The sequence below is a fragment of the Desulfovibrio desulfuricans genome (genome assembly GCF_024460775.1).
Lineage (GTDB): Bacteria > Desulfobacterota > Desulfovibrionia > Desulfovibrionales > Desulfovibrionaceae > Desulfovibrio > Desulfovibrio desulfuricans_E.
This window is the reverse complement of record NZ_JANFYZ010000001.1, coordinates 341607-367307: the sequence shown is the minus strand read 5'-3', so window position 1 is coordinate 367307 and position 25701 is coordinate 341607. Positions and strand designations below refer to the sequence as shown.

Genomic DNA, 25701 nt, shown 5'->3' with positions numbered 1-25701 from the left:
CCCTGATTAAAACAAGGCCGCCATGCGCTCGCCGCTGTGCGCTACCTGAATGGGCACATCGTACAGTCTGCTCAAGAGCTCAGCATTGACGGCATCCTGCACGTCGCCCTGCCAGAGCATGCCGCCAGCCCGCAGCATGGCAACCTTTTGAGCCAGCGCAAACACAGCGTTGAGGTCATGCGTAACCATGACGACAGTGAGGTTGAATGCTTCACGCAGTGTGGCAACAGCATTGCAGATATCCCGCTGCGCGCGCCAGTCAAGCGCGGCTGTGGGTTCGTCAAGCAGCAGCAGTTCCGGCTCCTGCGCCAGGGCGCGGGCAAGCGCCACCCGCTGCCTTTCGCCTCCAGAAAGATGCCCGATAGGCCGCTGGGCCAGGTGCGCAAGGCCAACGACTTCAAGTGATTGCATGGCAAGATTTTTTTCTTTCTTTCCCGGCCAGCGAAAAAGTCCCAGCCGCCCATAGGTGCCGCTGAGCACGGAGGCGAAGACAGAAAGCGGCATTTTGGGATCAAGGTCGGTAGCCTGAAAAACATGCGCCACCTGACGGCGTACCTCGCCCAGCATGTCTGGGCTTACACTTTTACCTTTGAAATACACGGTGCCGCCATTGTGTGGCGTAAGCCCGTTAAAAAGGCCCATCAGAGTGGACTTGCCTGCGCCGTTAGGGCCGATGAGCGTCCAGAAATCACCCTTTTCGATGCGCAGGTTTATGCCGTTCAGGATGCATCGCTTGCCGTAGTGAACGCTGACGTTGCGCAGTTCGGCCAGGCACGGGGTCACGGCTTTGCCTTTATGGTTTGCAATTGCGCCACGTTACGGCGCAACAGGCTGAAATAGTCCGGCGCGTCGTTGCTGGAGCCGGGAAAATTGGAAAGCACCACATGCGTCACCCCAAGCTCCAGCGCCAGCGGTAGCCCCGCGTCCGGCCCGCTCTGATAATTATCCACCACACCCGCCACTGGGCTGTCTTTGACTGCGCTCAAAATTTCAGCCAGCCCGCGCGCATTAACGTCTTCAGCCCTGCCAAAGGAGCGGATCACGTCAAAGCCCGCCCATTTTACAAATTCTGCCTGCATGTATGCTGCGATAACAGGCAATCCCTGCGTGGCAGCAAGCGCCGAGCGGCATTCTGCAGCAATGGCGTCAATCTTTTGCAGCCGTTGCAGCATCCTCCGCCTGATAACCGGCGCAAGCTCAGGGGCCGCGCCTTCAAGCGCCGCCGCAATTTCCCGCACAGCCTGCTTTTGTATATCGGGTATGAGCCAGCTGCCACGCGGGCTTACTTCAACAATAGCAAGCAGAGGGTTGCCCACAGCCTGGAGCATGGCATCGACCTGCTGCAGATGGCGCTGAAACGGGTGGACGAGCAGCAGCTTTGCCTTGGCGGCAAAAACATAATCCCCGGTGCTGGCATTCTCATGACCAGGGCAACTTGAACCCTGGATCAGGGTGAGCGTTTCGCTTTTACCTTCTGTCAGGTCGGCAACAATATCCGAAATAAGCGAAGTTCCGGCCACAACGCGCAGCGGTTCCGCCGCAGTTGCGGAAAGGGGAATGAGAACCAGGGCAAGCCACAGAAGGGCGGAAAATTTTTTCATGGCGTATCCCAGCTATTTTATAGCGCAAAAGTGGAAGTGGTCTGGCCCTTCACTGGCCTCAATGTTCGTAAAGCCAGCCTCGGAAAAGATGATGCGCATGCCCGTGGGGCAGGGCAGATGATCGCCCTCAACGGCATGGTGGCTGTCATGAAGCTGATTGAGTTTTTCACGGCCATCTATGTGCAGCACATAGGCCCGGCCAGCGGGGCGCAGAACGCGATAAAACTCGCGAGCCGCGGCTTTTTTGTCCGCCACGTGCGGAAAGGCGGAAAAACAGATAACCATGTCCACGCTGGCGTCCGGCAGGGGCATGCATTCTGCCGCCGCCTGATATGTATGCACATGAGGAAAGCGCGCGGAAAGACATTTGAGCATTGCTGCGGAAGGGTCGAGCGCCAGGAATGCCGCATCGGTCTGGGCATGTTTTTGCAAAAAAGGCTGCAGCACACCTTCGCCGCAGCCCACATCCAGAATAACACGGGCATGCGCCAGGGGCAGCCCCTGAACCAAGTGGTCAACCTGCCTGAGTTTTTCCGGCGGATAGTTGCGGGCTTCCCATCCGGTGGCGTGCGCGTTGAAAAATTCTTCTCTTTCAGCGTGTTGTGCAGAGTTTTTGCTCATGCTGCCTCCTGAAAAAGCGCCGCCCTGCACGCAAGGCGGCGCAATACTGGTTAGAACTTGAGGTCAAAACCAACCATGACGCTTGTGCCGGGCATGTTGTAAAGCCCCCGGTTGTTGCCGGAAAGCTCCATACTGTAAGCATAGGGCGTATTGAAGATGTTGTTTACCGCCACAAAAACCTTGCCTTCTTCAATGTGCATGTCATCGTAACTGAAAGTATAGTCCAGCCTTGCGTTAAACACGTTGATGTCGGGCAGGCGATTTCTTTCATTCAGCGTGGTCACGTTGCTGGAAGGCGCTTTGGGGCTTGTCGTCCGCATCCAGTTGGCTGCGTAAACATCCTTGAGGTACTGGTAATCGCCGCTGAGCTGGAAGTTATCAAAGAACTTCCACTTGAAGCCGGTTTGCAGGGCAAAGGCAGGCGTGTAGGGCATTTTGCTTGTAGTTTCGCCGTCGTCGCCCTTGGCCCATGTTTTCAGCCAGGTTGCGCCCACAAAGAGCTCAAGGTTGTCTGTGGGCGTGACGCTGCCAGCAAGTTCAAGCCCGTCAATTTTGTATTCAGACGCGGACGAAGTGAAAAAGTCGCTGGTGGGGTTGGCGTTCCCGTACATATAGGCGCGCAGTCTGTCGCGGCCGTCATCGTGAAAGACAGTGGCGCTTGCCGTGAACAGCCCCGGCTGGGTGTGGCTGAGCGACATTTCATAGTGGTCCACCACTTCAGGGCGAATATCCTTGGTGTCCAGGCCGGAAGGCAATGATGTTTTGTTGGTCAGCAGGCCCTGGAGGATAACAGGGCTTGGATAGTTGACGCCCCGCGCGTAGTTGAGGCCAAGATTGGTGTTGTTGTAGCCAAGCACAAGGCCAGCCTGCGGAGCGGTTTTGTCTTCAAAGAGGTTGCTTGTGTACAGGCGCAGACCAGCGGAAGGCGTAACGTGAAAGCTTTCCTTGCTGCCAAACATCTGGCTGACGGCAGCGTAGGGCGAAAACATCCTGTGCTGCGGAAATTCCCACGATGTTGTGGAATCTGTGGAATACGTCCGCTGGTCGTTGCGCAGGTCGCTGATATCAAGATCAAAGCCGTTGACTATCTCGCTGCCTTCCCAGATGGAATAGGTTTCGCGGCCTCGCAATCCGTACAGATTGTTGGTTTGCACCGATGTGGTTGTGTTGGAATTTTCGCCGCGCAGATAAAACAGCGTGTCGTTGTAATAGCCTTTGAGGTAACCATTGGCGTTGTTGTACTTGTTGATGAGGCTCAACGTGGCAAGGCTTGTCTGTGTATCGTAGCGGTCTGTGGTGCGGGTATTGGTAATGGGATTGTTGGGAACCTGAGTCTGTGCATCCACCCGGTTGGCCATCATGCGCAACGACCAGTTGTCAGACAGGCCTATGCCCATGTTGCCGTAGTAGCTCGCCTGGTAGGCCGCTGTGTGATCCTTGTGCCCCAGCGTGCTGACAAGGCTTTGCGCGGCATAAATATCCACATTGTCTTTTTTTGCGCCCATGCCAACGTTTTCGGCCACAGTGCCAAAGCTGCCTCCCTCTGCGCCAATGCGCAGCTCATAACCTTCCTTGGTCATGTATTTGGGAATAAAGTTCAGCATGGCATAACCGGTGCCAAAGCGCGACGGCTGGGGGTATTTGTAAATTTCCATACCGCCGAGGGCGTAGACCGGGATGCCGTCGGCCAGGGCCTGCCCGTACAGCACGCCGCTGCGCGGCACGTCATCAAAAAAGATATTGATGTCAGGGCTTGGATGGCTTGCGCCGCGCCCGCGCACATAAAGGCTCGCGCTGGTTTGCCCGCCGATGATGTTCTTTTTCTGATACATGACGCCCGGCACGTTGCGCAGGGCGTCATAAAAATCAAGAGAGTTCTGTAGGCGGATCTGCTCTTCAGTCACCACGTTGTACTGGGTGCCAAACCGCGTCTGCACTGGAACAGTTGGAGCCTGATCGGCCACGCCGAAAGTGGTTACGGCGGGCAGGTCATACGCTGTAAGGCTGCCCTGCGTGAGGTCTGCCTTTGAGGCAGGGGCCTCCTGCCCTCCTGTTTCGGGTGGAGTCTCTGCCGCCCAGCCCGGCTGAACGCAAAGACAGTGGCCTGCAAGCACGGCAGCCGCCACAATTGCTGAAACCTTGTTCATTACACGTCTTCCTCCTTCTTATACCTGTCGCGCGGGGTGCGCGTGGGCTTTTCGCAGGGGATTGCTGCACAACCTTTTGAGTGTGTTATGTAATATAAAAAAGTGTTACCGTGCGGGCGACGAATACAGCAAGAGGGCGCAAGGATGCCGCCCAGCTTGTTGATTTATGTTATTTTTTTAAAAAATGTAACACAAACTATAGTTTGTCTGCGATACAGTCAAGCTGGTGATACCATGAATATCTGCAAGAATGCCCGTGTGGTATGCTGGCAAAAGAGGGGGGATTGTACCCGGCAGGGAAGCTGCTAGATCAGCCTCCCCGCCGGACTCGGGGGAATTTGCTTGGCGCGTGGCGTTTAGAATTTGTAGATAAAGCTCATGTTGACGTTCCAGGCGTCCTGGGTGGTGACGCCGCCCATACGCGCGCCGCTTGTGGTGGTGTACCCGCCCCAGACATCCTTGGACTGGTCAAGCCACAGGGCAATGTAGTTGGCTTCCACCACAATCTTGAAGTTGTCGTACATCTGGTAGGTGGAGGTGACGCCAAATTCCGCAGCGTAGTCGCGCGAGGTCAGGTACAGGCCGTAGTAGTTGGCCGTGTTGAAATCGCCCATGCTGCCGGGGGTTACATCGGGGCGGAACAGGGTTTGCCCGTCCACATCTTTCTGCCCCTTGATGTACTTGGCCATGGTGGGGCTGTTGGTGCCGCCAAGCAGGTTGGCGTGGAAGGTGTGCTTGAGCTTGTCCAGAAAGCTCACGTCTTTCACGCGCGCGCCCACGCCCCAGGTTCCCACAAAGGTGGAGCCAAGCAGGGTATCGCGCCCAAGGGTGAGGGTGCCGAGCGTGCCGAAACTGTCCAGCCCGTTGGTGCTTTCGTTGTTGGCTTCAATGGTGGGCATGCGCTCGGAGCCGTTTTTCACGTTGCCGTCGTCGCCGCTCGTATACCAGCCGTAGATACCGGGAACACCCCAATCCATACTGTATTCTGCCAGCAGGGAGCCGTACCAGCCCTTGCGGTTCAGGGTTTCAACGCCAGTGTCCGACTGCCCGTAGTTGAAGCTCCACGCCAGCCGGAAGGGATTCCAGGCCACGGCTTCGCCTGTCAGGCCTGCCCAGAAAATGGTGGAGTAGGCATTGGCGATCTGCCGCCCGACCTTGCCGTCATTGAGGGCATACGTAGCAGGGGCTACGCCCAGCGCGCCCGCGCCATCGTTGTTTTTGCCGTAAAAATCATTGTTCTTGCGAAAGGTATTGCTGCCAAACGCGCCCACAAGGCCCCAGGGGGTGATGTTGACGCCTTCAAAACGCAGGGGAGCGGTAAGGCCGAAAAGATCAAAGTTGTCCAGATAGCTCTGCGGGGAATTTCCGGTTCCGGCCCAGTTGTCGTTGTAGGCGCGCGCCCAGAATCCTGTGAGCGAGAGGTTTTCGTTTACCGGCACGGAAACCGTTATGCCTGCGGTGTCGGCGTCAAAGGCCTGCGAGGCTTCGGTCACGTAGTCTGGCAAAAAGATGCGCTGTATGCCCATGCGGATCTTTACGTCGGTTTGCGGCATGGTCCAGTCAAGGTAGCTGTGCTTGATCTTGATGACGTTGTTGCCGTCTGCCCCCAGAGCCGCGCCGGACTTGTTGCTGGCCTGCCCCCAGTACTGGCGGCCAATCTCAAAATACACGGTGCCGGAAAGCGCTTCTGATGCCACGGCGTCAAGCTGAAGGCGCACACGCGACTTGGCCTCGAACTGGTCTTCATTATAACGGCCCCAACCCGTGGTGCGGTTGCCCTGCGTCCCATTGGTGGAGCGCCCCCGTTCCATAAAATTGCCGCCGCCGCCATATTCAAAATTCATTATCCAGACGCCCTTGGTCTTGAAGTCCACAGCCTGCGCAGTGGCGGCAAGGCCAGGCAGCAAGGCTGCGGCAGCCAGAAGCGATAAAACTTTTTTCCGCATCGTTCCCCCGATAGTGACGTAAGAATTCATATGGACACGTTTTGTCAGTTCGTGCTACTGAATTTGCTTGCAACGGCGATGTTATCTTTGCAGAAAAAGTGCTACTACTGTCAACCCCTAAATCTGCCTCGCCGCATGGAGCGCGATATGCGAAAAATCGGTTTTGTACTGGCGGCCCTGATCTGCTGCCTGAACATATCCGCCTGCCAGAATGATGAAAAATCCACTGCCCAGGCGCAGCGTACCGAAATGGTCTACGCCAGCACCAAGGACATCCGCATCATCAATCCCCATCTCTACTCCGGGGAAATGGCCGCCCAGAATATGGTGTTTGAACCGCTGGTGGTGAATACCCCCGAGGGAGTGAAGCCCTGTCTTGCCGAAAGCTGGGAAATTTCGTCCGATGGACGCGTGTACACATTCCATTTGCGCAAGGGCGTGGCCTTCACAGACGGCGCACCCTTTGACGCCGCCGCCGTCAAGCTGAACATGGACGCCATTGTTGCCAACAAGCCGCGCCACGCATGGCTTGATATGGTTAACGAAATCGAGCGCAACGAAGTTGTGGACACGCACACCTACAGGCTTGTGCTCAAGCATCCATATTATCCCACCCTGGTGGAGCTGGGGCTTGTGCGGCCCTTCCGCATGATTTCGCCCAACTGCTTTATCAACGGTCAGACCAAGGACGGTGTTTCCGGCTATGTGGGCACTGGCCCCTGGGTGCTGACCGAACACAAGGACAAGCAGTACGCGCTGTTTACGGCCAACAAGAACTACTGGGGCGCGCAACCCAGACTGCAGGCCGTGCGCTGGCGCGTCATGCCTGACCACCAGACCATCATGCTCGCCCTGCAAAAGGGAGAAATTGATCTGGTTTTTGGCGCAGACGGCGACATGCTGAACATGGACGCCTTTAACGCGCTGCAAAAAGAAGGCAAGTACGCCACCCTTATCAGCAAGCCCATCGCCTCGCGCGCTATCCTGCTCAACGCGCACCAACCCGTGACCAAAGACCGCGCCGTGCGTATGGCCCTGCAATACGCGGTCAACAAGCAGGCCATTGTGGACGGTGTGCTGAACGGCACGGAAAGTGTGGCCGACACGCTTATTTCGTCCACTGTGCCCTATTGCGACCTTGGCCTGCCCGCGCGCGGCTATGATCCGGCCAAAGCCGCAACCATGCTTGCGGCCGCTGGATGGAAGCTTGGCCCCGATGGTCTGCGCGCCAAGGACGGGCAAAAGGCCATAGTGCGCCTGTATTACAATTCGCAGAACGCGCAGGAGCGCACCCTTGCCGAATACGTGCAGAGCGATCTGAAAAAGGTCGGCATAGAAATGAAGATCATCGGCGAGGAAAAGCAGGCATTTCTTGACCGTCAGCGCACTGGCGATTTTGAGCTGCAGTACTCGCTTTCGTGGGGAACCCCCTACGACCCGCAGTCCTACCTTTCATCCTGGCGCATCCCCGCGCACGGCGATTATCAGGCGCAGGTGGGCATGGAACGCAAGGAATGGCTGGATAAAACCATCACCCAGCTCATGATCGAGCCGAATGAAGCCACCCGCAAGGCCATGTACAAGGAAATTCTGACCTACGTGCATGACGAGGGCGTATATATTCCCATTTCGTACTCGCGCACCAAGGCAGTGCATTCCAAAGCCTTGCAGGGCGTAGGATTTGGCGTGTCGCAGTACGAAGTCCCTTTTGAAAAAATGTATTTCGAGAACACATCCGCCCGCTAGCAAGCAGGCACAGTTCAGGGGCGCGGCTTTGCACAGCGTGAGGCCGCGCCCCATGCTCCACATATATGAAAGCATACATTCTACGCCGCCTTTTGCTGACAATCCCGCTTTTGCTGGGGATTTCCTTTGTTTCATTCGTCATCATCCAGCTCAGCCCCAGCGATCCGGCCGAGGTGGCCGTCCGCGTCAATGAAATAGTGCCCACGGATGAAGTGCTGGCGCTCACGCGTGAGCAGCTTGGTCTCAACAAGCCTTTTCTGACGCGCTATGCGGACTGGATGTGCGCTGTTGCTCAGGGAGATCTGGGCAGGCGCTATGTGGACAACAAGCCTGTTGCGCAGGAACTGGCCCGGGCGCTGCCCCCCACCTTGTGGCTGGCGCTGACGGCAACCCTGTTCATGGCGGTGTGCAGCGTGGCTATGGCTTTTGCGTGCGCCATGTACGAGGGACGCACCGTGGATTACCTGCTGCGCGGTTTTATTTTTCTTGGCACGGCCACGCCCGGTTTCTGGGCCGGGCTGCTGCTCATGTGGCTCTTTTCCGTCAAGCTCAACTGGTTGCCAACCAGCGGCATGCAGGGCGCAAGCTCGGTCATTCTGCCCGCAGTGACGCTCTCCTTGTCCTACATTTCCACCTATGCGCGGCTTTTGCGCAACAGCATGGTGCAGAACAAGCAGAAGAATTCCGTGCTCTATGCGCGGGCGAGGGGCCTCACGCGGGGCATGATCTGGCGGCATATCTTTCGCAATTCCCTGCAATCCACCCTGACCGGGCTTGGCATGTCGTTGCCAAAGCTCATGGCCGGGACCTTTGTGGTAGAAACCATCTTTGCCTGGCCCGGCCTCGGCTGGCTGTGCGTTACCGCCATTTTTAACCGCGATTTCCCCGTCATTCAGGCCTATGTGCTGCTGATGGCCGTGATGTTTGTGGGCTGCAACCTGCTGGTGGACATATTGTGCGCGGCCATTGATCCGCGCCTGCGGGCAAGGGGGCAGGCATGAGGGTATGGCTGCGGCTGCGCAACGACCCTGTGGGCATGGTCTGCCTGTGTTTTCTGCTTGCCGTGGCGGCGCTTGCCCTGTGCGCGCCCCTGGCGGCTCCGTGGGATCCCACGGCCATTGATGTGAGAAACAAATTTGCGGCATGGTCGCTGGCGCATCCCCTTGGCACGGACCAGCTCGGCAGGGACGTGCTGTCCCGGCTCATCTGGGGCGGGCGCGCCACCCTGGGCTTTTCGCTGCTCACCATGGGCATAACCCTTGTTATTGGCAGCGGATTGGGCATTGTGGCCGGTTTCTGTCGCGGCAAGGTTGACGAAACCATCATGCGCTTTTGCGACGTGATGATGTCCTTTCCCAGCGAGGTGCTCATCCTGGCCATTGTGGGCATGCTTGGGCCGGGGCTTGGCAATGTGGTCATTGCCAGCGTGATCGCCAAGTGGCCCTGGTACACGCGCATGGTTCGCTCTGTGGTCATGCAGTATACGGACGTCAACTATGTGCGCTTTGCCCGCGTGGCGGGCTGCGGCATGTTGCACATCTTCCGCAGGCACCTGCTGCCCGGCGCGCTGGGCGAAATCATTGTGCTGGCAACGCTCGATACCGGGGCGGTGATCCTGTCGGTTTCAGCTTTGTCCTTTCTGGGCCTCGGCGTGCAGCCGCCCACGGCGGAGTGGGGAGCCATGCTCAGCGACGCCAAGGACATCATGTCCATGTACCCGCAGCAGATGCTGCCCGCAGGGCTGACAATCCTGCTGGTTGTGGCGGCCTTCAACTTTTTGGGCGACAGCCTGCGCGATGCCCTTGACCCCGCCCATACCACCCTGCAGGGGGTGAGCCTGTGAGCGCGTTCAATACAGGTTGCCAAAAGCAGGAGCAGTCCTGCGCCGCCGCGCCCCATGTGCCCCATGTACTTGATGTGCGCAATCTGCGCGTGGTGCAGCGCGCAAACGGGCAGGAGCTTGTGCACGGCGTGGACTTTACGCTTGCCGCCGGGGCCTGCCTTGGCATTGTGGGCGAAAGCGGCAGCGGCAAAACCCTGACCTGCCGCAGCATCATGGGCCTGTTGCCGCCTACGCTTGCGGGCGAGGGCACGGCTGTTTTTAACGGTATTGATCTTGTGCATGCCCCGGCGGAGCAGATGCGCCAGCTCCGGGGCAGCAAGATTGCCATGGTGCTGCAACAGCCCATGACAGCCTTTGACCCCCTGTACACCATGGGGGCGCAGTTTAGGGAAACCCTGACTGCGCATGGGGCGTACACCGCCGGGCAGGCAGAGGATCTGGCCGTAACCATGTTCGGACGTGTGCGCCTTGACGCACCGCAGGAAGTTTTGCGCAGCTACCCGCACGAGCTTTCGGGCGGCATGCTGCAACGCTGCATGATTGCTCTGGCATTGGCCCTTGAGCCGCAGGTCATCGTTGCCGACGAACCCACCACGGCACTGGATGCGGAAACGCAGTTTGAGGTCGTGCAACGGTTTCTGGAACTGCGGGCACAGTGCAATACCGCCATGATCTTTGTTTCGCACGATCTGGGCGTGGTGCAGCGTCTGGCAGATGCCGTGCTTGTGATGAAGGATGGCAGCTGCGTGGAATACGGCCCTGCGGAAACCGTGTTTAACGCGCCGCAGCACGAATATACGCAGTATCTCATCCGCACGAGGCTTGCGCTGACGCGGGGTTTTGAAGCCATGCTGGAGCGCGCCCATGCTTGAGGTAAGAAATATCTGCAAAAGCTATGGCAAGGGCGGATTGTGGAATCCCCAGCCCAAATCTGTTCTGCATGACGTGAGTTTTCACATACCAGTGGGCGCGACCGTGGGGCTGGTGGGCGAGAGCGGCAGCGGCAAAAGCACGCTGAGCCGCATTGTTCTCGGGCTGGAGCGCCCAAGCAGCGGCACGGTATTGCTAGAAGGGCAGAGTGTGGGCCAGTGGCTGCGGCGCAATCCTGGCCGCATGAGCGTGGTTTTTCAGGATTACACAACCTCGGTCAATCCGGCCTACACCATCCGCGGCATCATCCGTGAGCCTTTGCTGGCCTGCGGCAGAGGTGCTGGGTCGGACAGGGCAGTGCTTGCGCTCATGGACCGCGTGGGCCTTGCCGCAAACCTTGCAGACCGCTTGCCCCACGAGGTCAGCGGCGGCCAGTTGCAGCGGGTGTGCATTGCCCGCGCCATCGCCACGGATCCCCGCTTTGTGGTTTTTGACGAGGCCATAAGCTCACTGGACGTTTCGGTGCAGACCCGCATTCTTGACCTGCTGAGCGAGCTCAAGGGAAATATGACCTATTTTTTCATAGCGCACGACCTCCAGGCCGTGACCTATCTGTGCGATGATATTCTTTTTATGCATCAGGGCCGCATTGTGGAACAGGCCGCAGGCACAGGGCTGGCTGGCGTTTCGCACCCCTATGCGCAAAAACTGGTGAGTTCGGCGATTCTGTTTCGTTCGGCCTGGAATGGATAAGCCGCATCAAGACGTTAAAAGTAAAGGAGCAGTTATGAACCGCTACGCCGCAGATACAGCCTGCGTCACCTCGGATGCCCTGCCCGTCCCCGGCCCGACGCTCACGGGCCGCATAGAAAACTACTGGTCGCGCCGGGCCGAAAGCTATGGCGAAATACGGCGTCATGAGCTTGCCTGTGAGAAAAAATCCCTGTGGCTGGCGGAAATCATGCCCCATCTGCCAGAGGCAAGGCCATTGCGCATCCTTGATGTGGGTACAGGGGCCGGATTTTTCGCCATACTGCTGGCAGAGCAGGGACATTGCGTCTGCGGCGTGGACATGACCCAGGCCATGCTGGACGAAGGCGCGGCCCTTGCCCGGCAAGCCGGGTGCGATGTGGCCTTTCAGCGCATGGACGCCTGTTGCCTTGAGTTTGAATCCGCAAGTTTTGACGCTGTGATTTCGCGCAACCTCACCTGGACGCTTCAGGATGCCGCTGCCGCGTACCGGGAGTGGAACCGCGTGCTGCGGCCCGGCGGGGTGCTCTTGAATTTTGACGCTGACTACGGCTCGGTTTCTTTTCTGGATCTGGCGGATCAGCATGTGGGCATAAATGACGACATGATGCGTGAATGCGAAAACATTCGCCGCCAGTTGCCGCTCAGTTCCGAATCCCGCCCGGTATGGGACGTGCAGACCCTGCGCAACTCCGGTTTTTCAGACTGCTGGTGCGACCACGGCCTGAGCGCGCGCATCTACGCCCACCGCGATGAAACCTACAATCCTGTGCCCATGTTTGCCCTGCGGGCGATCAAGTAGCAGCCAGCCGGCGGGCTTTGTTTGAAGCTGCGGCGGAGGGAAATGCCCGTTGCAGGGAGGGGTGACTGATGAGCAGTGGCAAGGCACACTCCGTCAACTCCGGCGTGCAGCCGGGCGTTGCACAGCCTAGTGCGCAGTTCATACAGGCAGGAATCGGACGCACTGGGCGCAGTGGATGTCCCACTGTCGGCATACTGGGGCGTACATACGGCCCGTGCGCTGGCAAATTTCCCACTTTCGGGCCGGGCCGTCAGGCCCGAGCTTGTGCGAACAATGGCTCTCGTCAAGCTGGCCTGCTGCCGCGCCAACGCGGAGCTTAGCTATCTGCCGCAGCCCGAGGCGCAGGCCATTGCCGATGCCTGCCGCGAGGTTGCCCAGGGGGGTCTGGCTCATGCCTTTGTGGTGGATGCCCTGCAAGGCGGCGCGGGAACGTCCACCAACATGAATATGAACGAGGTACTCGCCAACCGGGCCGAAGAACTGCTTGGGGGCAGCCTTGGCTCTTACGCCCGCATAGACCCCCTGCGTCATGTGAACCTTCACCAGTCCACCAACGATGTGTACCCAACTGCGGTGAGGGTTGCCGCCCTGTTTCTGCTCAAGGATCTGGAACAGGCCATTGCCGCCCTGCAATCTGCCTTTCAGGAAAAGGAACTGGCCTTTCGCCATATTCTCAAGGTGGGCCGCACCCAGTTGCAGGATGCCGTGCCCGTAACTCTTGGCATGGAGTGTTCTGCCTGGGCGGAGTGCCTCTCGCGCGACCGCTGGCGCGTGTTCAAGTGCGCGGAGCGGCTGCGCGTGGTCAACCTTGGCGGCACGGCGGTGGGTACGGGCATAACCGCCCCCCGCAAATACATTTTTCTGGTGATCGAAAAGCTGCGCGAGGTCACGGGGCTGGGCCTCTCGCGGGCAGAAAATCTGATGGACGCCACGCAGAATGTTGATCCACTGGTTGAAGTTTCCGGCATTCTTAAAGCTCATGCAGTAAATTTATTTAAAATTTGCGCAGATTTGCGCTTGCTTTCATCTGGCCCTTCGGCGGGGATAGGCGAGCTTAAACTGCCAGCAAGGCAGGCTGGGTCAAGCATCATGCCGGGCAAGGTCAACCCCGTAATCTGCGAGGCCGCATCACAGGCCGCCCTGCGGGTCATGGCCGATGACAGCGCCGTGACCCAGGCCGCATTTCTGGGCCAACTGGAGCTCAACGCATTCATGCCGCTTCTGGCGGATTGCCTGCTTGGCAGCATGCATCTGCTGGCGCAGGCCAATACCATGCTGGCCGAAAATTGCGTGCTGGGCCTTGAGGCTGACGAAGCCGCCTGCGCCCGGCATCTTGGCAGGTCATTTGCCACGGTTACAGCACTTGTGCCGGTGCTTGGCTATGCGCTTGCGGGCGAAATAGCCGCCCAGGCGCACAAAACAGGGCAGAGCGTGCGCGCCGTGGTGCTGGAAAGAGGCCTGATGAAGGCGGAGGATGTGGACAACCTGCTCAGTGCAGAGGCCGCAACCGCGCTTGGACACAGGTAGGGGGACAGGCGGGTAATTTACGCAACCGGAGCTTCTGGCATGAATGAAACACCCAAAAGTCTGCGCCTGCACATAGGCATCTATGGTCGGCGCAATGTTGGCAAGTCTTCCCTGCTCAACGCACTGGCGGGGCAGCAGGTTTCCATTGTTTCCGACACGCCCGGCACAACCACCGACCCGGTGGAAAAAACGCTGGAACTGGCTCCCCTAGGGCCTGTGGTATTTATTGACACTGCGGGCATTGACGATGTGGGCGCGCTGGGCGAGCTGCGCAAGGAGCGCACGCTCAAGGCCCTTGAGCGCACGGATGTTGCCCTGCTGGCCGTAGAGCCGGGGCAGTGGGGCGAGTATGAAGTTTTTTTTGTAGGCCAGTTGCGTGAGCGCAAAATTCCTTTTGGTGTGGTTTTTGGCAAGTGCGATCTGGCGGCCCCTTCTGCCGGGCAGCTTGGCGGGCTGGATAAGGAAGGTATCCGCTGGATGAGCGTATCCGCCATGACAGGCAGGGGCATGGGGCAGGTGCGTGAAGCTCTGGCAGCCCTTGCGCCGGAACACTGGTTTGCAGAGCCGCGCCTGCTGGGCGACCTGCTGCCAGCGGGCGAGTTGGCGGTGCTGGTGGTTCCCATCGACCTTGGCGCACCCAAGGGGCGGCTCATACTGCCGCAGGTGCAGGCCATACGCGATATTCTCGACAGCGACGCCTCCTGCATGGTGGTGAAAGAGCGGGAACTGGCCTCTGCGCTGGCCCGGCTGAACAAAAAACCCGCTCTCGTGGTCTGCGATTCGCAGATTGTGCTCAAGGCTGTGGCAGACACGCCGCCAGATATCCCGCTGACCACATTTTCCATTCTTATGGCCCGATTCAAAGGCGATCTGGCGGCTTTTGCAAGGGGCGCGGCTGCCATAGACCAGTTGCAGCCCGGCGATGCCGTGCTGGTGTCCGAGGCCTGCGGGCATCATCCTTCTGCGGATGACATCGGGCGGGTCAAGATACCGCGCTGGCTCAGGCAATACGCCGGGGGCGACATCCGCGTAGATAATCTGGCGGGGCGGGATTTCCCCGACGATCTCAGCCCCTACAGGCTCATAATCCACTGCGGAGCCTGCACCTTCAATCGGCAGAGCATGCTTGCGCGTTTGGGGCGCGCCCATGAGCAGGGGATTCCCATGACCAACTACGGGCTGGCTATCTCGCATGTGCAGGGCGTGCTGCGCAGGGTTCTTGAGCCTTTTCCCGCTGCCCTGACGGCTTTTGACGCCGTTTCACAGGCCTGAGCGGGCAGTGCGTCTGAAATCCTGTTGTGGGCAAAGCAAGCTAACTATCTTGATTAACAAATGTTAAATTTCAGGTGGAGCAAGATGATTCCTTTTTGCTAAATAAAATGTTGTTACGTAATTGACAAAAGTGTTACTAGGGAGCAATCTGCTCAAAACACTGTGCGCACATGCCGTGCTGTCATGACTATAGCGGCAACGCTTGCGTGGGCGAACACGGCCGGGTGGAATCTTTTTGTGGGTGTTTTTTGCTTGCTTGGTGTTACTTTTTTAAATTTTGTAACACATTTTCTTAGAACATTGGACATATCGGGCTGCACACGTGCTGGTTTGGCTGGCAGTGGCGGTTTTCATGGCACAGGATTGGATGGTAAAGCATGCGCCGCGAAGAAATACTTGATCTCCTGTTTGCACAGCCCTTTGAGGCGGTGTGCGAACGTGCCGCCCGTGTGCTGGAAGAAGAAAAAGGCGCGCACGTGCATGTTCGCGGCCTCATAGAATTTTCAAATTCGTGCAGGCGCAACTGCCGCTACTGCGGTTTGCGCTGCCAGAACGGCAATCTGCGGCGGTACACGCTTGCCAAGGCGGAGATCATGGCAGCCGCCACGCGCGCCGTTGCCTTGGGTGCAGACACCATTGTGCTGCAATCGGGTGAATACGCCATTGATCCCATGTGGCTGGCCGATGTGATTGACTGCCTGCGCGGCGGGCTCAACGTGCCCGTGACCCTGAGCGTGGGCGAGCATCAGCGCGCCGCATATGCCTTGTGGAAAGAAGCCGGCGCAGTGCGTTTTCTGCTCAAGCACGAAACCGCCGATCCATTGCTCTACGAGGCCCTGCACCCTGGGCATGTGCTGGCGGAGCGCATTGCCAGCCTGCGTGTTTTGCAGCGGCTTGGCTACGAAATCGGCTCCGGTTTTATGGTGGGCCTGCCCGGTCAGAGCCTGAACACGCTGGCGGACGACATTATTCTGGCCCGAAGGCTTGGGGTTTCCATGTGCGGGGCCGGGCCGTTCATTCCGCAGCACGACACGCCGCTTGGCGCGTATCCTGCGGGCAGCGCGCAGCTCGCCCTGCGTGTGATGGCCGTCATGCGCATTGTCATGCCCTGGGCCAACATTCCCGCCACTACGGCCCTGGCAACGGTGGACGCGCAAGGCGGGCAACGCAACGGCCTGCTGGCGGGCGGAAATGTGCTCATGCCCTCGTTTACGCCGTCAGCTTACGGCAGTCAGTACTGCATTTACGACAACAAGAATCGTGTGGACATGCTTGGCGCGCGCAAGGCCATTGAAGGGGCGGGGCGCAGCCACACCCTTGCTCGCTGGCAGGAGCCAGCGGCACAGGATGTTGTTTCTGGCCTTTTGCCCTGTGCAACTTCTGGCGCGCCTCACGCATCGGCCTAGGCCCGAATTTACTTGCAGAATCAATAGGCGGACGCAAACGCGCCGCTGTGAACAAATCAACCTGTTACCCGCCAGGAGGCTGTAATGCCGCGCATTGAAATGGAACACATCGCGTACGAGCTCAATGTGCCCCCCCAGGGTGCGGACGGCGACAAGATGTTTTTTGTGCAGATTGATCCCGAAAAATGCATCGGCTGCGATTCCTGCCAGGAATACTGCCCCAGCGGCGCCATTTATGGCGAAACCGGCCTCACGCACAAGATTGCCCACCCCGAACCATGTATCAATTGCGCCCAGTGCCTGACCCATTGCCCGGAAATGGCCATCTATGAGGTGCAGACCTGGGTGCCGGAGCTGCAAAAGAAATTGCAGGATAAAAGCGTCAAATGCATTGCCATGCCTGCGCCTTCTGTGCGCTACGCTCTGGGCGAAGCCTTTGGCCTCGCCCCCGGCAGCGTGACCACGGGCAAAATGCTGGCAGCCCTCAAGCAGCTTGGATTCTCCAACTGCTGGGATACGGAATTTGCCGCCGACGTGACCATCTGGGAAGAAGCCTCGGAATTTGTGGAGCGCCTCGGCGCAAAGCGCGATCTGCCGCAATTCACCTCCTGCTGTCCCGGCTGGCAAAAGTATGCGGAAACCTTCTATCCCGACCTGTTGCCGCATTTTTCATCCTGTAAATCGCCTGTGGCCATGAATGGCCGCCTTGCCAAAACCTATGGCGCAGAAAAGGCCAAATACGACCCCAAGAGCCTGTATACCGTTTCCATCATGCCCTGCGTAGCCAAAAAGTACGAAGGTCTGCGCCAGGAATATGCACAGAATGACCTGCGCGACATCGACGCCACCCTGACCACGCGCGAACTGGCCTACATGATCCGTCAGGCGGGCATAGACTTTAACAAGCTGCCCGACGGCCAGCGCGACAGCCTCATGGGCGAATCCACCGGCGGCGCGACCATATTCGGCGTGTCCGGCGGTGTTATGGAAGCGGCCTTGCGTTACGCCTATCAGGCCGTAACCGGCAAGCGGCCGGAATCGTGGGATTTCAAGCAGGTGCGCGGCCTCAAAGGCCTGAAGGAATATACGGTAACCGTCAACGGTATTGAACTGCATCTGGCGGTTGTGCATGGCGCAAAACGCTTTGCCCAGGTGTGCGATGAAGTGCGGGCGGGCAAATCGCCGTATCATTTCATTGAATTTATGGCCTGCCCCGGCGGGTGCGTGTGCGGCGGCGGGCAGCCCATCATGCCCAATATGCTGCAAAGCGCGGAACGCAAGGCCACAAGCCTGTTTGCCGGATTGAAGCAGCGTCTTGCCAACACCCAGCCCAAAGCCTAGAGGAGGCCGCCCATGTCTATCATTGCCACTACCAGACGCGGATTTCTGAAAGGCGCGTGTATTCTTTCCGGCGGGTTGCTGCTTGGGGTTCGCATGGCCAACAAGGCCTATGCCGCCGCCAAGGATTTCAAGGATTACATGAGCGACCGCTCTGCCGCCGTGTACAGTGCCGATTCGGCCTTTCCCAAGCGCGCCAGCCAGGACAATACGCAGGTAAAAGCGCTTTACGATTCCTGGCTCGGCAAACCCCTGAGCCATAAGTCAGAAGAAAACCTCCACACCAAGTGGTTTGATAAATCAAAAGGCCTCAAGGCTCTTACGGCTTCAGGCGAATACCCCAACCCTCGCCACAAGGAGTTTGAGGGTACCGCTTATCCGTACGAATAAAGCCCTGGCCTTTTCCACCTGAGGGACCCCAAGACCCCTCGGGCCAGACCCACGGCCGACACGGTTTGCCCCCCGTGTCGGCCAGTTTGAATGCTGGGCTGCCCCTGGCCATTTATTCAGGCAATCAGGTAGCCCGCACACAGCGCACACAGGCTGTTCACATACGTAGTGCACAGCCCTATAAATAATTATTTGATTTCGGTGAGATATCCAGTGGCGGGCCCTGCCGCCAGCAAAAACGTCAAGTTTGCAGCCTGTATTTTCTCTTTTTGCGAAAAAGCAATTCCCACGGGATGTTTTTTCACAGTCTGCCTGTCGAGTTCTCTATGCCAATATGGCTGGTCACCCGCCCGCACCGCCTGAGAATATGGGTCTTGCCGGAGGTTTTTTTATGTACAATCCCCAGTCGTTGCGCGCAGATGAATTTATTGACCACAGTGAAGTGCTCGATACCTTGAGCTATGCAACCGAGCACGCGCGCGATGCAGAACTTATTGACGCCATCATTGCCAAGGCTGCGCAAAAAAAAGGCCTGACCCACCGCGAGGCCTCGGTGCTGCTTGCCTGCGAGCTGCCGGAGAAAGTGGAACAGGTGTACAGGCTTGCCAATCAGATCAAGCACGACTTTTACGGCAACCGCATTGTCATGTTTGCGCCGCTGTATCTCTCAAACCACTGCATCAACAGTTGCGTGTATTGCCCGTATCATTCGCAGAATAAAAACATCGCCCGCAAAAAACTCAGTCAGGAAGAAGTAGCCCGCGAGGTCATTGCCTTGCAGGACATGGGGCACAAGCGTCTTGCGCTTGAGGCGGGCGAACACCCCACCATGAACCCCATTGAGTATATACTTGAGTGCATCAAGACCATTTACAGCATCAAGCACAAGAACGGGGCCATCCGCCGGGTAAATGTGAACATAGCGGCGACCACGGTGGAAGAATACGCAATGCTCAAGGATGCTGGCATCGGCACGTACATTCTGTTTCAGGAAACCTACCACAAGCAGAGTTACGAAAAGCTGCACCCGGCAGGGCCCAAGCACGACTACGCCTGGCACACTGAGGCCATGGACCGTGCCATGCAGGGCGGCATTGACGATGTGGGCCTGGGGGTTCTTTTTGGCCTTGAGGGCTACCGCTACGAATTTGCGGCCTTGCTCATGCACGCAGAGCACCTTGAAGCCGTGCAGGGCGTTGGCCCGCACACCATCAGCGTGCCGCGCATTCGCCGCGCCGACGACATCAACCCCGATGTGTTCGACAACGGCATCAGCGACGATACGTTTGCCCGCATCTGCGCCTGTATCCGCGTGTCTGTGCCGTACACTGGCATGATTGTTTCCACGCGCGAGAGCAAGGCCGTGCGTGAAAAGGTTTTGCCGCTGGGCATTTCGCAGATCAGCGGTGGTTCACGCACCAGCGTTGGCGGGTACTATGAGCCGGAGCCGGAAGAAGACAACTCCGCGCAGTTTGATGTGAGCGATCGCCGCACGCTGGACGAGGTGGTGCGCTGGCTCATGGAGCAGGGGCATGTGCCGAGTTTTTGCACGGCCTGTTACCGCGAGGGCCGCACCGGCGACCGCTTTATGAGCCTGTGCAAGAGCCAGCAGATTTTGAACTGCTGTCACCCCAATGCTCTGCTGACCCTCAAGGAATATTTGCAGGACTACGCCTCGCCGCAAACCCGGCAGATGGGCCTTGCCATGATAGAGCAGGAACTGAAAAAAATTCCCAGCGACAAGGTTCGCAACAAGGCTGTGGAATACCTTGCCGCCATTGAAAGCGGTCAGCGGGACTTTCGATTTTGAGATAAGTTTTTCTGAAGGTTTTGCAGGAGGCTAAACGGACTTCGGCGCATTGGAGTTACCCTAATGCGCCTTTTTTTGTATGTAGCCTCGATTGGGCTGGGGGATATTTTTTATTTGCACTGGAGCCTTGGTTTCTCAGTTGCCCGCAGTCGCAAGCCACTGCCCCTACAGAGTTCATTTTTTGCTGCGGCAACGCCCTGACCGCCATTTAGCCCTGTGCGACAAGCGGCAATTTTTATGAATTTTCGTGCTATTTTTATTAAAAAAATAGCACGAAATAGAAATAGTAAATAACTTCAGCATGTTTAGAAACGCTGTTCGAACTAATTACCGCCAGCAATGAAAATAAAATTGTTTTTTTCGCTTTTTGTGATTGTACGCAATTCCAAATAAATGATTAATACACTAATATGATTGAATAAAAAATTCCTTTAATTGTACATTTTTGAACAGAAGCATGTATTTTTTTTAACAATTATTGACACAAAGTTTATGGGGGAGTAGTATTTAACTTAATTTATAAATTCACAAACGACTGTTAATTTAATTGTTTGTGGATTGATCAAGTATATCTTTTCGTAAATTTTATTCCTATTACAAGGAAAAATTTATGTCTAGCAGCGAACTTGTTGACATTGTCTACATAATGGCGTTCTGCCTTGGCGGCATGAGCTTTGCTCTGGGGCCATTTGTAATTGTTTTTTTTCTTGCCCCCCGCCTTACGCGCAACACTGTGGGCAAAACCCGCCAGATTGTTGAGTGCGGCATTGACCCCATTGGCGATGCGTGGATCAAATTCGGCGCGGTATATTACATGTACTCGCTGCTGTTCCTCGCCTTTGCGGTTGATATTCTCTTTCTCTTCCCTGTTGCGGTTATCTACAACAAGGCTTCTCCCATCAGTGATTTCCTGACGTTCGCGGAAGTTTTTCTGTTCGTGGGCATTTTGTCCCTTGTCATTCTGTACGCGTGGAAAAAGGGAGTGTTCCAGTGGCAACGGAAAATATATTCGGATCGGTAGTCCACTTTTCGCGGCTGGATTCGCTGCTGGACATGTGCCGGGCCAATTCGCTCTGGCCCATGACATTCGGCCTTGCCTGCTGCGCCATTGAAATGATGGCGACCGGCGCGTCCCGCTTTGATCTGGCGCGCTTTGGGGCCGAGGTGTTCAGACCGTCGCCCCGGCAGAGCGATGTGATGATCGTTTCCGGCACCATCAACAAGAAGATGGCCCCGGCTGTGCAGATTCTTTACGACCAGATGCCCGAGCCAAAGTGGGTCATCGCCATGGGCAATTGCGCCATTTCCGGCGGGCCTTTTGTGTACGAAGGGCAGTACGGCGTGGTGGAGGGCGTGGGCAAGCTTTTTCCTGTGGATGTGTTCATTCCCGGTTGTCCGCCAAGGCCGGAAGCCCTGATTGAAGGCATCTTGAAGCTGGAAGAAAAGCTCACAGGCACCCGGCGCTGGCCCGTGGTGACGCCCCCGGGGCTTCCCGGCCCTGCGGCGGCGCAGGCGGCCAGAATGCAGGAGGAGGCGCAAGCGCCCCCGGCACCTGCCGGGGATGCTGCGGGTGATGGTGGCGCGTCCGTTGGCACCGTCGGCAATGACAAGGTGGGCAAGGAAGCAGGAGGGCATACGTCATGAACGCAGAAACCCTTGGCGCACAGTTGGCGGCCCAGCCCGGAGCCAGTGTTCGCGCTGCAGATCATGCCTCTGTGGGCTATGATCTTGATGTGGCGCTGCCGGAAAGCTCCCTGCTTGCCGCCGTGGGCATCATGGACGGAGCGGGGTACTTTCTTGAAGGAATGACCGGGGTTGACTGGCTTGGCGAATGCGAAGCCCTGCGCAAGGAGGCCGAAGCCAAGGCCAAAAAGGCCGCCGAAGCCGCCGCTGTCAGTGCAGCGGACGCCCCGGATACCAGCCAGGCCGCCCCACCTGAAACCCCAGTGCAGGAATCCATACCGCAGGAAGACGAGCTTGAAGTAGTATACGACTTCAACCTCTATTCCGCCCGCCACAGGGTATGCTTGCGGGTGCGCACGCCGCGCTCCAACCCGCAGATCCACACCATCGCCGAAATTTATCCCATAGCCCACTGGCACGAGCGCGAGATTCACGAGTTCTTTGGCATCGTCTTTATCGGGCACCCCTACCTCATCCCCCTGTTGTTGCCCGAAGACGCGGAATACCACCCCTTGCTCAAGGACTATAGCGCATGAACTATCTTGCCCAAAGTCCCACAGACGAGCGGTTTGTTCTGAACCTTGGCCCGCAGCATCCGGCTACGCACGGCGTTTTGCGCGTCAAGATGGTCATGGACGGCGAGTATATAGTGGAGGCCGAGCCTGTGCTTGGCTACATCCACCGCATGCACGAAAAAATGGCCGAAAACCGCACCTGGGCGCAGTTTATGCCCAATACGGGCCGCATGGATTACCTGCATGCCCTGGCCTACAACCACGGTTATGCCTGCCTGGTCGAGCGCGCCGCTTCCATTGAAGTGCCGGAACGCGCCGAATTCATCCGCGTCATCACCAATGAGCTGAACCGGGTTTCAAGCCATCTGCTCTGGTTTGGAGCTTTTGTGCTTGATCTTGGCGGGTTCTCGCCGCTTTTGTACGCTTTTGACGATCGCGAGCAGATTCTGGATCTGCTGGAATCCGTTACCGGGTCGCGGCTCACATACTGCTACTTCCGCTTTGGCGGCGTGTACAACGATGTTGACGATGACTTTGTAACAGGCACGCGGGCCTTTATCGCGCGTATGCGCAAGCGCCTGCCCATGTACCATTCCCTCGTTTCCAAAAACCTCATTATCCAGCAGCGCCTTGTGGATGTGGGTTTTGTACCTGCCGAGATGTGCCGCAAATACGGTGCAACCGGGCCTGTGGCGCGCGGTGCGGGCATTGCTTACGACGTGCGCAAGCACGAGCCATACGGCGTTTATGACCGTTTTACTTTTGACGTGCCCGTGTACTCCGAGGGTGATTCCATGGCCCGCTACAAGGTGCGCATGGACGAGATTGAGCAGAGTCTGCGCATTCTTGAGCAGGCCCTCGACTATCTGCCCAAAGGCCCGGTTATGGCGGCCAAGGTTCCCAAAACCATCAAACCGCCCAAGGGCGACTATTACCACGCTGTGGAAACGGCGCGCGGTCTTCTGGGTATCCGCGCCGTCAGCGATGGCAGCGGTACCCCCTGGCGGCTCAAGTGGCGCACCCCCTGTTTTTCAAACCTGCTTGTTTTTGGCGAGGCGGGCAGGGGAATGCTGCTGCCCGATGCACTGGCGCTGCTCGGCAGCCTTGACCTGGTGATTCCGGATATTGACCGCTAAGGAACACAGCTATGACGTTTTATTCCGAAATGCTGCGTCTTCTGGGGTATCTTGTAGGATTCCTTGTCTTTGTGGCGCTTAACGCGGCCTATCTGGTGTGGGTTGAGCGCAAGGTGGCAGGGCATATACAGCGGCGCATAGGGCCCAAGGAAGTTGGCCCCTATGGCCTGTTGCAGCCCTTGGCGGACGGTTTCAAGCTCATGACCAAACAGGTGTTCATTCCCAAGGATGCAGACGGCGTGCTGTTCTGCCTTGGGCCTGTGCTGGTCATGACCCCGGCCTTCATGAGTTTTGTGACTATTCCCTACACCGAAGGCCTTGTGGCGCGTAACCTTGATCTGGGGCTGTTGGCCATCTACGCCTTTGCCTCGGTAAACGTGCTGGGCCTCCTGCTCGGGGCGTGGGGTTCGCGCAACAAGTACGCGGTTATCTCCGCCGCGCGCGTGGTTTCGCAAAACGTGGCCTACGAAATCCCCATGCTGCTTGTTGTAGTGAGCCTTGTGATGGTCACGGGCACTCTCAACCTCAGCGAAACCGTTGCCACGCAATCGGGCGGGTTCTGGCACTGGAACGTGCTGCGCCTTTCTGCAAGCCCGCTCATGCCGGTTTCGTTCATCATTTTTTTCATCTGTATGCTGGCGGAGACAAACCGCGCCCCCTTTGACATGGCCGAGGCGGAAAGCGAACTGATCGCAGGCGCTTTTACGGAATATTCGGGCATGGGGTTTGGCGTGTACTTTATGGGCGAGTACGCCAACGTGGTGGTTGGCGCCAGTCTGCTGACCCTGCTGTTTCTTGGCGGGTGGGATTGCCCGCTGGGGCTTTGGCCGGGGGCGCACTGGTTTGCCATCAAACTCTACGCGGTCATTTTTACCGTAATCTGGGTGCGCTGGACATTTCCGCGCACAACCTTCTACGGCCTGCTGAACCTCTCATGGAAGGTGCTTATCCCCATTGCGCTCGTCAACCTCATCATTACCAGCGCGTTGCTCAAGGTGCTGTAACATGAACGCATACTTTAAAAATATCTTTTCAGGCGGGTGGAGCCTCTTTGTGGGCATGGGCATAACGCTGCGCTATTTTTTCAAGCCGGTGGTTACATCATCCTACCCGCGTGAGGTGCTGCCCATAACACCGCGCTACAGGGGCCATATCGACCTTGTATACGACCCGGAAACCGGCACGGACAGGTGCATTGTGTGCGGATCGTGCCAGAAGGCCTGCCCCTCGGGCTGCATAGAGCTTGCGGGCGAAAAACTGGATGGGGCCAAGAAGAAGACCCTCACGAGCTACAAACTGAATTTTACCAAGTGCAGCCTGTGCGGTATGTGCGTGGAATCGTGCCCCACAGACGCGCTGACGTTTTCTCATGACTACAATCTGGCCGGGTTTGACGAGGCGGAGTATCACTTTGACCTTGTACGGCGGCTCAAGGAGCGTCCCTGATGTCCAGTCATGAAACTATGCAAACGCTGGCTGAGGGCATTTTCTGGTTCTTTGTGCTGGTGACGTTTAGCGGCGCGGTGCTGGCTGTTTCGGCGCGCACGCTCATACGCCGCGTGGCCGGGCTTGCCCTGTGCTTCACTGGCGTGGCGGGGCTTTATTACTACCTTTCCAGCCCCTTTGTGGCCTTTATGCAGATGCTTGTGTATGTGGGCGCGCTGTGCGTCACCATTACATTCGCCATCATGCTGGCTGAAACGTCGGACGCAAACCGCGCCCCGCGTCGCAACAGGCTGAGTCTTTTTCTGGGCGCTGCGGCCAGTTGCGCCATCACGGCGGCGCTTGTGGTGCAATCCATCGTGGCTCCCTGGCCGGAGACGCCGCCGTCGCAGATAGAAGGAACCATCGAGCGCATCGGACAGGCCTTGCTGAGCACGTATTCCATGAGCTTTGAACTTATTTCCGTGGTTCTGGTGGTAGCCATGGTGGGGGCGCTCGCACTGGCCCGCCACGGGAGGGACAAGTGATGCACTACGCAAGCTTGAGTCAGTCTCTTGAAACCTATCTGGTCATCGGCGCGGCACTGTTCGGCCTGGGGCTGTTCGGCATGGCCATGCGCCGCACGTTCATAGGCATGCTCATTGCGTCCGAGCTTATCCTCTGCGGGGCTTCGGTCAACTTTATGGCCTTTGGCCGGTTCTGCGCGCCAGACACGGCAACCGGGCAGATCGCAGCCCTGTTTGTCATGGCCATCGCAGCGGCGGAAGCGGTCATTGTGCTTTCCATCATCATTGCGGTGTATCGGCTGTACAGATCTGTTGAAACGGACGCTCCGTCAGACCTCAAAGGTTAAGG

At 57.7% G+C, this 25701-nt stretch carries 24 protein-coding genes and 1 pseudogene; 20 read left to right on the top strand and 5 right to left on the bottom strand.

Annotated features, from left to right (window positions below):
- Positions 1–6: 6 nt before the first annotated feature.
- From NE637_RS01505 to NE637_RS01485, 5 genes are all read right to left on the bottom strand, one after another.
- Positions 7–783: an ABC transporter ATP-binding protein gene (locus NE637_RS01505; protein WP_227118399.1), complete on the bottom strand. Its 777-nt coding sequence runs from the start codon at positions 781–783 to the stop codon at positions 7–9.
- Positions 780–1601, bottom strand: a complete 822-nt coding sequence (locus NE637_RS01500; protein ID WP_227118398.1) for a metal ABC transporter substrate-binding protein — start codon at positions 1599–1601, stop codon at positions 780–782. The genes NE637_RS01505 and NE637_RS01500 overlap by 4 nt, the downstream gene beginning before the upstream one ends.
- A gap of 12 nt (positions 1602–1613) precedes the next feature.
- Complete coding sequence (locus tag NE637_RS01495) at positions 1614–2222, bottom strand: class I SAM-dependent methyltransferase (protein ID WP_227118397.1); 609 nt, start codon at positions 2220–2222, stop codon at positions 1614–1616.
- 50 nt (positions 2223–2272) lie between these two features.
- Positions 2273–4369: a TonB-dependent receptor gene (locus NE637_RS01490; protein ID WP_227118396.1), complete on the bottom strand. Its 2097-nt coding sequence runs from the start codon at positions 4367–4369 to the stop codon at positions 2273–2275.
- Positions 4370–4725: 356 nt separating this feature from the next.
- Positions 4726–6315: an outer membrane homotrimeric porin gene (locus NE637_RS01485; protein ID WP_227118395.1), complete on the bottom strand. Its 1590-nt coding sequence runs from the start codon at positions 6313–6315 to the stop codon at positions 4726–4728.
- A 147-nt stretch (positions 6316–6462) separates the two neighbouring features.
- On the opposite strand from NE637_RS01485, the gene nikA reads away from it, so the two are divergent.
- The 20 genes and pseudogenes from nikA to nuoK all read left to right on the top strand — a co-directional run bounded on the left by nikA (position 6463) and on the right by nuoK (position 25699).
- The gene (nikA, locus tag NE637_RS01480; protein WP_227118394.1) at positions 6463–8061 is read left to right on the top strand and encodes a nickel ABC transporter substrate-binding protein; all 1599 of its coding nucleotides are present in this window, start codon (positions 6463–6465) and stop codon (positions 8059–8061) included.
- 65 nt (positions 8062–8126) lie between these two features.
- Entirely contained in the window at positions 8127–9062 is a 936-nt protein-coding gene (gene opp1B, locus NE637_RS01475) for a nickel/cobalt ABC transporter permease (protein WP_227118393.1), read from the top strand.
- The gene (gene opp1C / locus NE637_RS01470; RefSeq protein WP_227118392.1) at positions 9059–9904 is read left to right on the top strand and encodes a nickel/cobalt ABC transporter permease; all 846 of its coding nucleotides are present in this window, start codon (positions 9059–9061) and stop codon (positions 9902–9904) included. Before opp1B ends, opp1C begins: the two co-directional genes overlap by 4 nt.
- Positions 9901–10776 carry an ABC transporter ATP-binding protein gene (locus NE637_RS01465; protein ID WP_227118391.1) on the top strand — a complete coding sequence of 292 codons (876 nt, stop codon included), beginning with the start codon at positions 9901–9903 and terminating at the stop codon, positions 10774–10776. The genes opp1C and NE637_RS01465 overlap by 4 nt, the downstream gene beginning before the upstream one ends.
- Complete coding sequence (locus tag NE637_RS01460; RefSeq protein WP_256267559.1) at positions 10769–11527, top strand: ABC transporter ATP-binding protein; 759 nt, start codon at positions 10769–10771, stop codon at positions 11525–11527. The genes NE637_RS01465 and NE637_RS01460 overlap by 8 nt, the downstream gene beginning before the upstream one ends.
- 34 nt (positions 11528–11561) lie before the next feature.
- On the top strand, positions 11562–12326 hold the full coding sequence (locus NE637_RS01455) for a class I SAM-dependent methyltransferase (protein WP_227118389.1): 765 nt from the start codon (positions 11562–11564) through the stop codon (positions 12324–12326).
- 75 nt (positions 12327–12401) lie between these two features.
- Positions 12402–13853, top strand: coding sequence for an aspartate ammonia-lyase (locus NE637_RS01450; RefSeq protein ID WP_371740760.1), 1452 nt, complete (start codon positions 12402–12404; stop codon positions 13851–13853).
- A 39-nt stretch (positions 13854–13892) separates the two neighbouring features.
- The gene (gene hydF, locus NE637_RS01445) at positions 13893–15125 is read left to right on the top strand and encodes a [FeFe] hydrogenase H-cluster maturation GTPase HydF (protein ID WP_227118387.1); all 1233 of its coding nucleotides are present in this window, start codon (positions 13893–13895) and stop codon (positions 15123–15125) included.
- Positions 15126–15502: 377 nt separating this feature from the next.
- A complete protein-coding gene (gene hydE / locus NE637_RS01440) occupies positions 15503–16531 on the top strand; it encodes a [FeFe] hydrogenase H-cluster radical SAM maturase HydE (RefSeq protein ID WP_227118386.1) in 1029 nt (342 codons plus the stop codon).
- 84 nt (positions 16532–16615) lie between these two features.
- On the top strand, positions 16616–17872 hold the full coding sequence (locus NE637_RS01435; protein ID WP_022658754.1) for a [FeFe] hydrogenase, group A: 1257 nt from the start codon (positions 16616–16618) through the stop codon (positions 17870–17872).
- Positions 17873–17884: 12 nt separating this feature from the next.
- Positions 17885–18259 carry an iron hydrogenase small subunit gene (locus tag NE637_RS01430; protein WP_022658755.1) on the top strand — a complete coding sequence of 125 codons (375 nt, stop codon included), beginning with the start codon at positions 17885–17887 and terminating at the stop codon, positions 18257–18259.
- 391 nt (positions 18260–18650) lie between these two features.
- Positions 18651–20069, top strand: a complete 1419-nt coding sequence (hydG, locus tag NE637_RS01425) for a [FeFe] hydrogenase H-cluster radical SAM maturase HydG (protein ID WP_215647593.1) — start codon at positions 18651–18653, stop codon at positions 20067–20069.
- 610 nt (positions 20070–20679) lie between these two features.
- Positions 20680–21090, top strand: coding sequence for an NADH-quinone oxidoreductase subunit A (locus tag NE637_RS01420; protein ID WP_192111829.1), 411 nt, complete (start codon positions 20680–20682; stop codon positions 21088–21090).
- A pseudogene (locus NE637_RS01415) lies at positions 21075–21542 on the top strand (NADH-quinone oxidoreductase subunit B); the annotation flags it as partial. The gene NE637_RS01420 and the pseudogene NE637_RS01415, both read left to right, overlap by 16 nt.
- A 167-nt stretch (positions 21543–21709) precedes the next feature.
- Positions 21710–22288: an NADH-quinone oxidoreductase subunit C gene (locus tag NE637_RS01410; protein WP_227118385.1), complete on the top strand. Its 579-nt coding sequence runs from the start codon at positions 21710–21712 to the stop codon at positions 22286–22288.
- On the top strand, positions 22285–23403 hold the full coding sequence (locus tag NE637_RS01405; protein ID WP_192111827.1) for an NADH-quinone oxidoreductase subunit D: 1119 nt from the start codon (positions 22285–22287) through the stop codon (positions 23401–23403). Before NE637_RS01410 ends, NE637_RS01405 begins: the two co-directional genes overlap by 4 nt.
- Positions 23404–23414: 11 nt before the next feature.
- The gene (gene nuoH / locus NE637_RS01400) at positions 23415–24407 is read left to right on the top strand and encodes an NADH-quinone oxidoreductase subunit NuoH (RefSeq protein WP_192111826.1); all 993 of its coding nucleotides are present in this window, start codon (positions 23415–23417) and stop codon (positions 24405–24407) included.
- Between the two features lies 1 nt (position 24408).
- Positions 24409–24849: a NuoI/complex I 23 kDa subunit family protein gene (locus NE637_RS01395; RefSeq protein WP_022658762.1), complete on the top strand. Its 441-nt coding sequence runs from the start codon at positions 24409–24411 to the stop codon at positions 24847–24849.
- Positions 24849–25373 (top strand): NADH-quinone oxidoreductase subunit J family protein, encoded by a 525-nt coding sequence (locus NE637_RS01390; RefSeq protein ID WP_227118384.1) that lies wholly within the window; start codon positions 24849–24851, stop codon positions 25371–25373. The genes NE637_RS01395 and NE637_RS01390 overlap by 1 nt, the downstream gene beginning before the upstream one ends.
- Entirely contained in the window at positions 25373–25699 is a 327-nt protein-coding gene (gene nuoK, locus NE637_RS01385) for an NADH-quinone oxidoreductase subunit NuoK (protein WP_192111823.1), read from the top strand. The genes NE637_RS01390 and nuoK overlap by 1 nt, the downstream gene beginning before the upstream one ends.
- Positions 25700–25701: the final 2 nt, after the last annotated feature.

Excerpts from the sequence above, each read along its gene's own strand:
- NE637_RS01500 (WP_227118398.1), bottom strand. The coding sequence starts at position 1,601 with ATGAAAAAATTTTCCGCCCTTCTGTGGCTTGCCCTGGTTCTCATTCCC.
- NE637_RS01495 (WP_227118397.1), bottom strand. The coding sequence starts at position 2,222 with ATGAGCAAAAACTCTGCACAACACGCTGAAAGAGAAGAATTTTTCAAC.
- NE637_RS01490 (WP_227118396.1), bottom strand. The coding sequence starts at position 4,369 with ATGAACAAGGTTTCAGCAATTGTGGCGGCTGCCGTGCTTGCAGGCCAC.
- NE637_RS01485 (WP_227118395.1), bottom strand. The coding sequence starts at position 6,315 with ATGCGGAAAAAAGTTTTATCGCTTCTGGCTGCCGCAGCCTTGCTGCCT.
- nikA (WP_227118394.1), top strand. The coding sequence starts at position 6,463 with ATGCGAAAAATCGGTTTTGTACTGGCGGCCCTGATCTGCTGCCTGAAC.
- opp1B (WP_227118393.1), top strand. The coding sequence starts at position 8,127 with ATGAAAGCATACATTCTACGCCGCCTTTTGCTGACAATCCCGCTTTTG.
- opp1C (WP_227118392.1), top strand. The coding sequence starts at position 9,059 with ATGAGGGTATGGCTGCGGCTGCGCAACGACCCTGTGGGCATGGTCTGC.
- NE637_RS01460 (WP_256267559.1), top strand. The coding sequence starts at position 10,769 with ATGCTTGAGGTAAGAAATATCTGCAAAAGCTATGGCAAGGGCGGATTG.
- NE637_RS01455 (WP_227118389.1), top strand. The coding sequence starts at position 11,562 with ATGAACCGCTACGCCGCAGATACAGCCTGCGTCACCTCGGATGCCCTG.
- hydF (WP_227118387.1), top strand. The coding sequence starts at position 13,893 with ATGAATGAAACACCCAAAAGTCTGCGCCTGCACATAGGCATCTATGGT.
- hydE (WP_227118386.1), top strand. The coding sequence starts at position 15,503 with ATGCGCCGCGAAGAAATACTTGATCTCCTGTTTGCACAGCCCTTTGAG.
- NE637_RS01435 (WP_022658754.1), top strand. The coding sequence starts at position 16,616 with ATGCCGCGCATTGAAATGGAACACATCGCGTACGAGCTCAATGTGCCC.
- NE637_RS01430 (WP_022658755.1), top strand. The coding sequence starts at position 17,885 with ATGTCTATCATTGCCACTACCAGACGCGGATTTCTGAAAGGCGCGTGT.
- hydG (WP_215647593.1), top strand. The coding sequence starts at position 18,651 with ATGTACAATCCCCAGTCGTTGCGCGCAGATGAATTTATTGACCACAGT.
- NE637_RS01420 (WP_192111829.1), top strand. The coding sequence starts at position 20,680 with ATGTCTAGCAGCGAACTTGTTGACATTGTCTACATAATGGCGTTCTGC.
- NE637_RS01410 (WP_227118385.1), top strand. The coding sequence starts at position 21,710 with ATGAACGCAGAAACCCTTGGCGCACAGTTGGCGGCCCAGCCCGGAGCC.
- NE637_RS01405 (WP_192111827.1), top strand. The coding sequence starts at position 22,285 with ATGAACTATCTTGCCCAAAGTCCCACAGACGAGCGGTTTGTTCTGAAC.
- nuoH (WP_192111826.1), top strand. The coding sequence starts at position 23,415 with ATGACGTTTTATTCCGAAATGCTGCGTCTTCTGGGGTATCTTGTAGGA.
- NE637_RS01395 (WP_022658762.1), top strand. The coding sequence starts at position 24,409 with ATGAACGCATACTTTAAAAATATCTTTTCAGGCGGGTGGAGCCTCTTT.
- NE637_RS01390 (WP_227118384.1), top strand. The coding sequence starts at position 24,849 with ATGTCCAGTCATGAAACTATGCAAACGCTGGCTGAGGGCATTTTCTGG.
- nuoK (WP_192111823.1), top strand. The coding sequence starts at position 25,373 with ATGCACTACGCAAGCTTGAGTCAGTCTCTTGAAACCTATCTGGTCATC.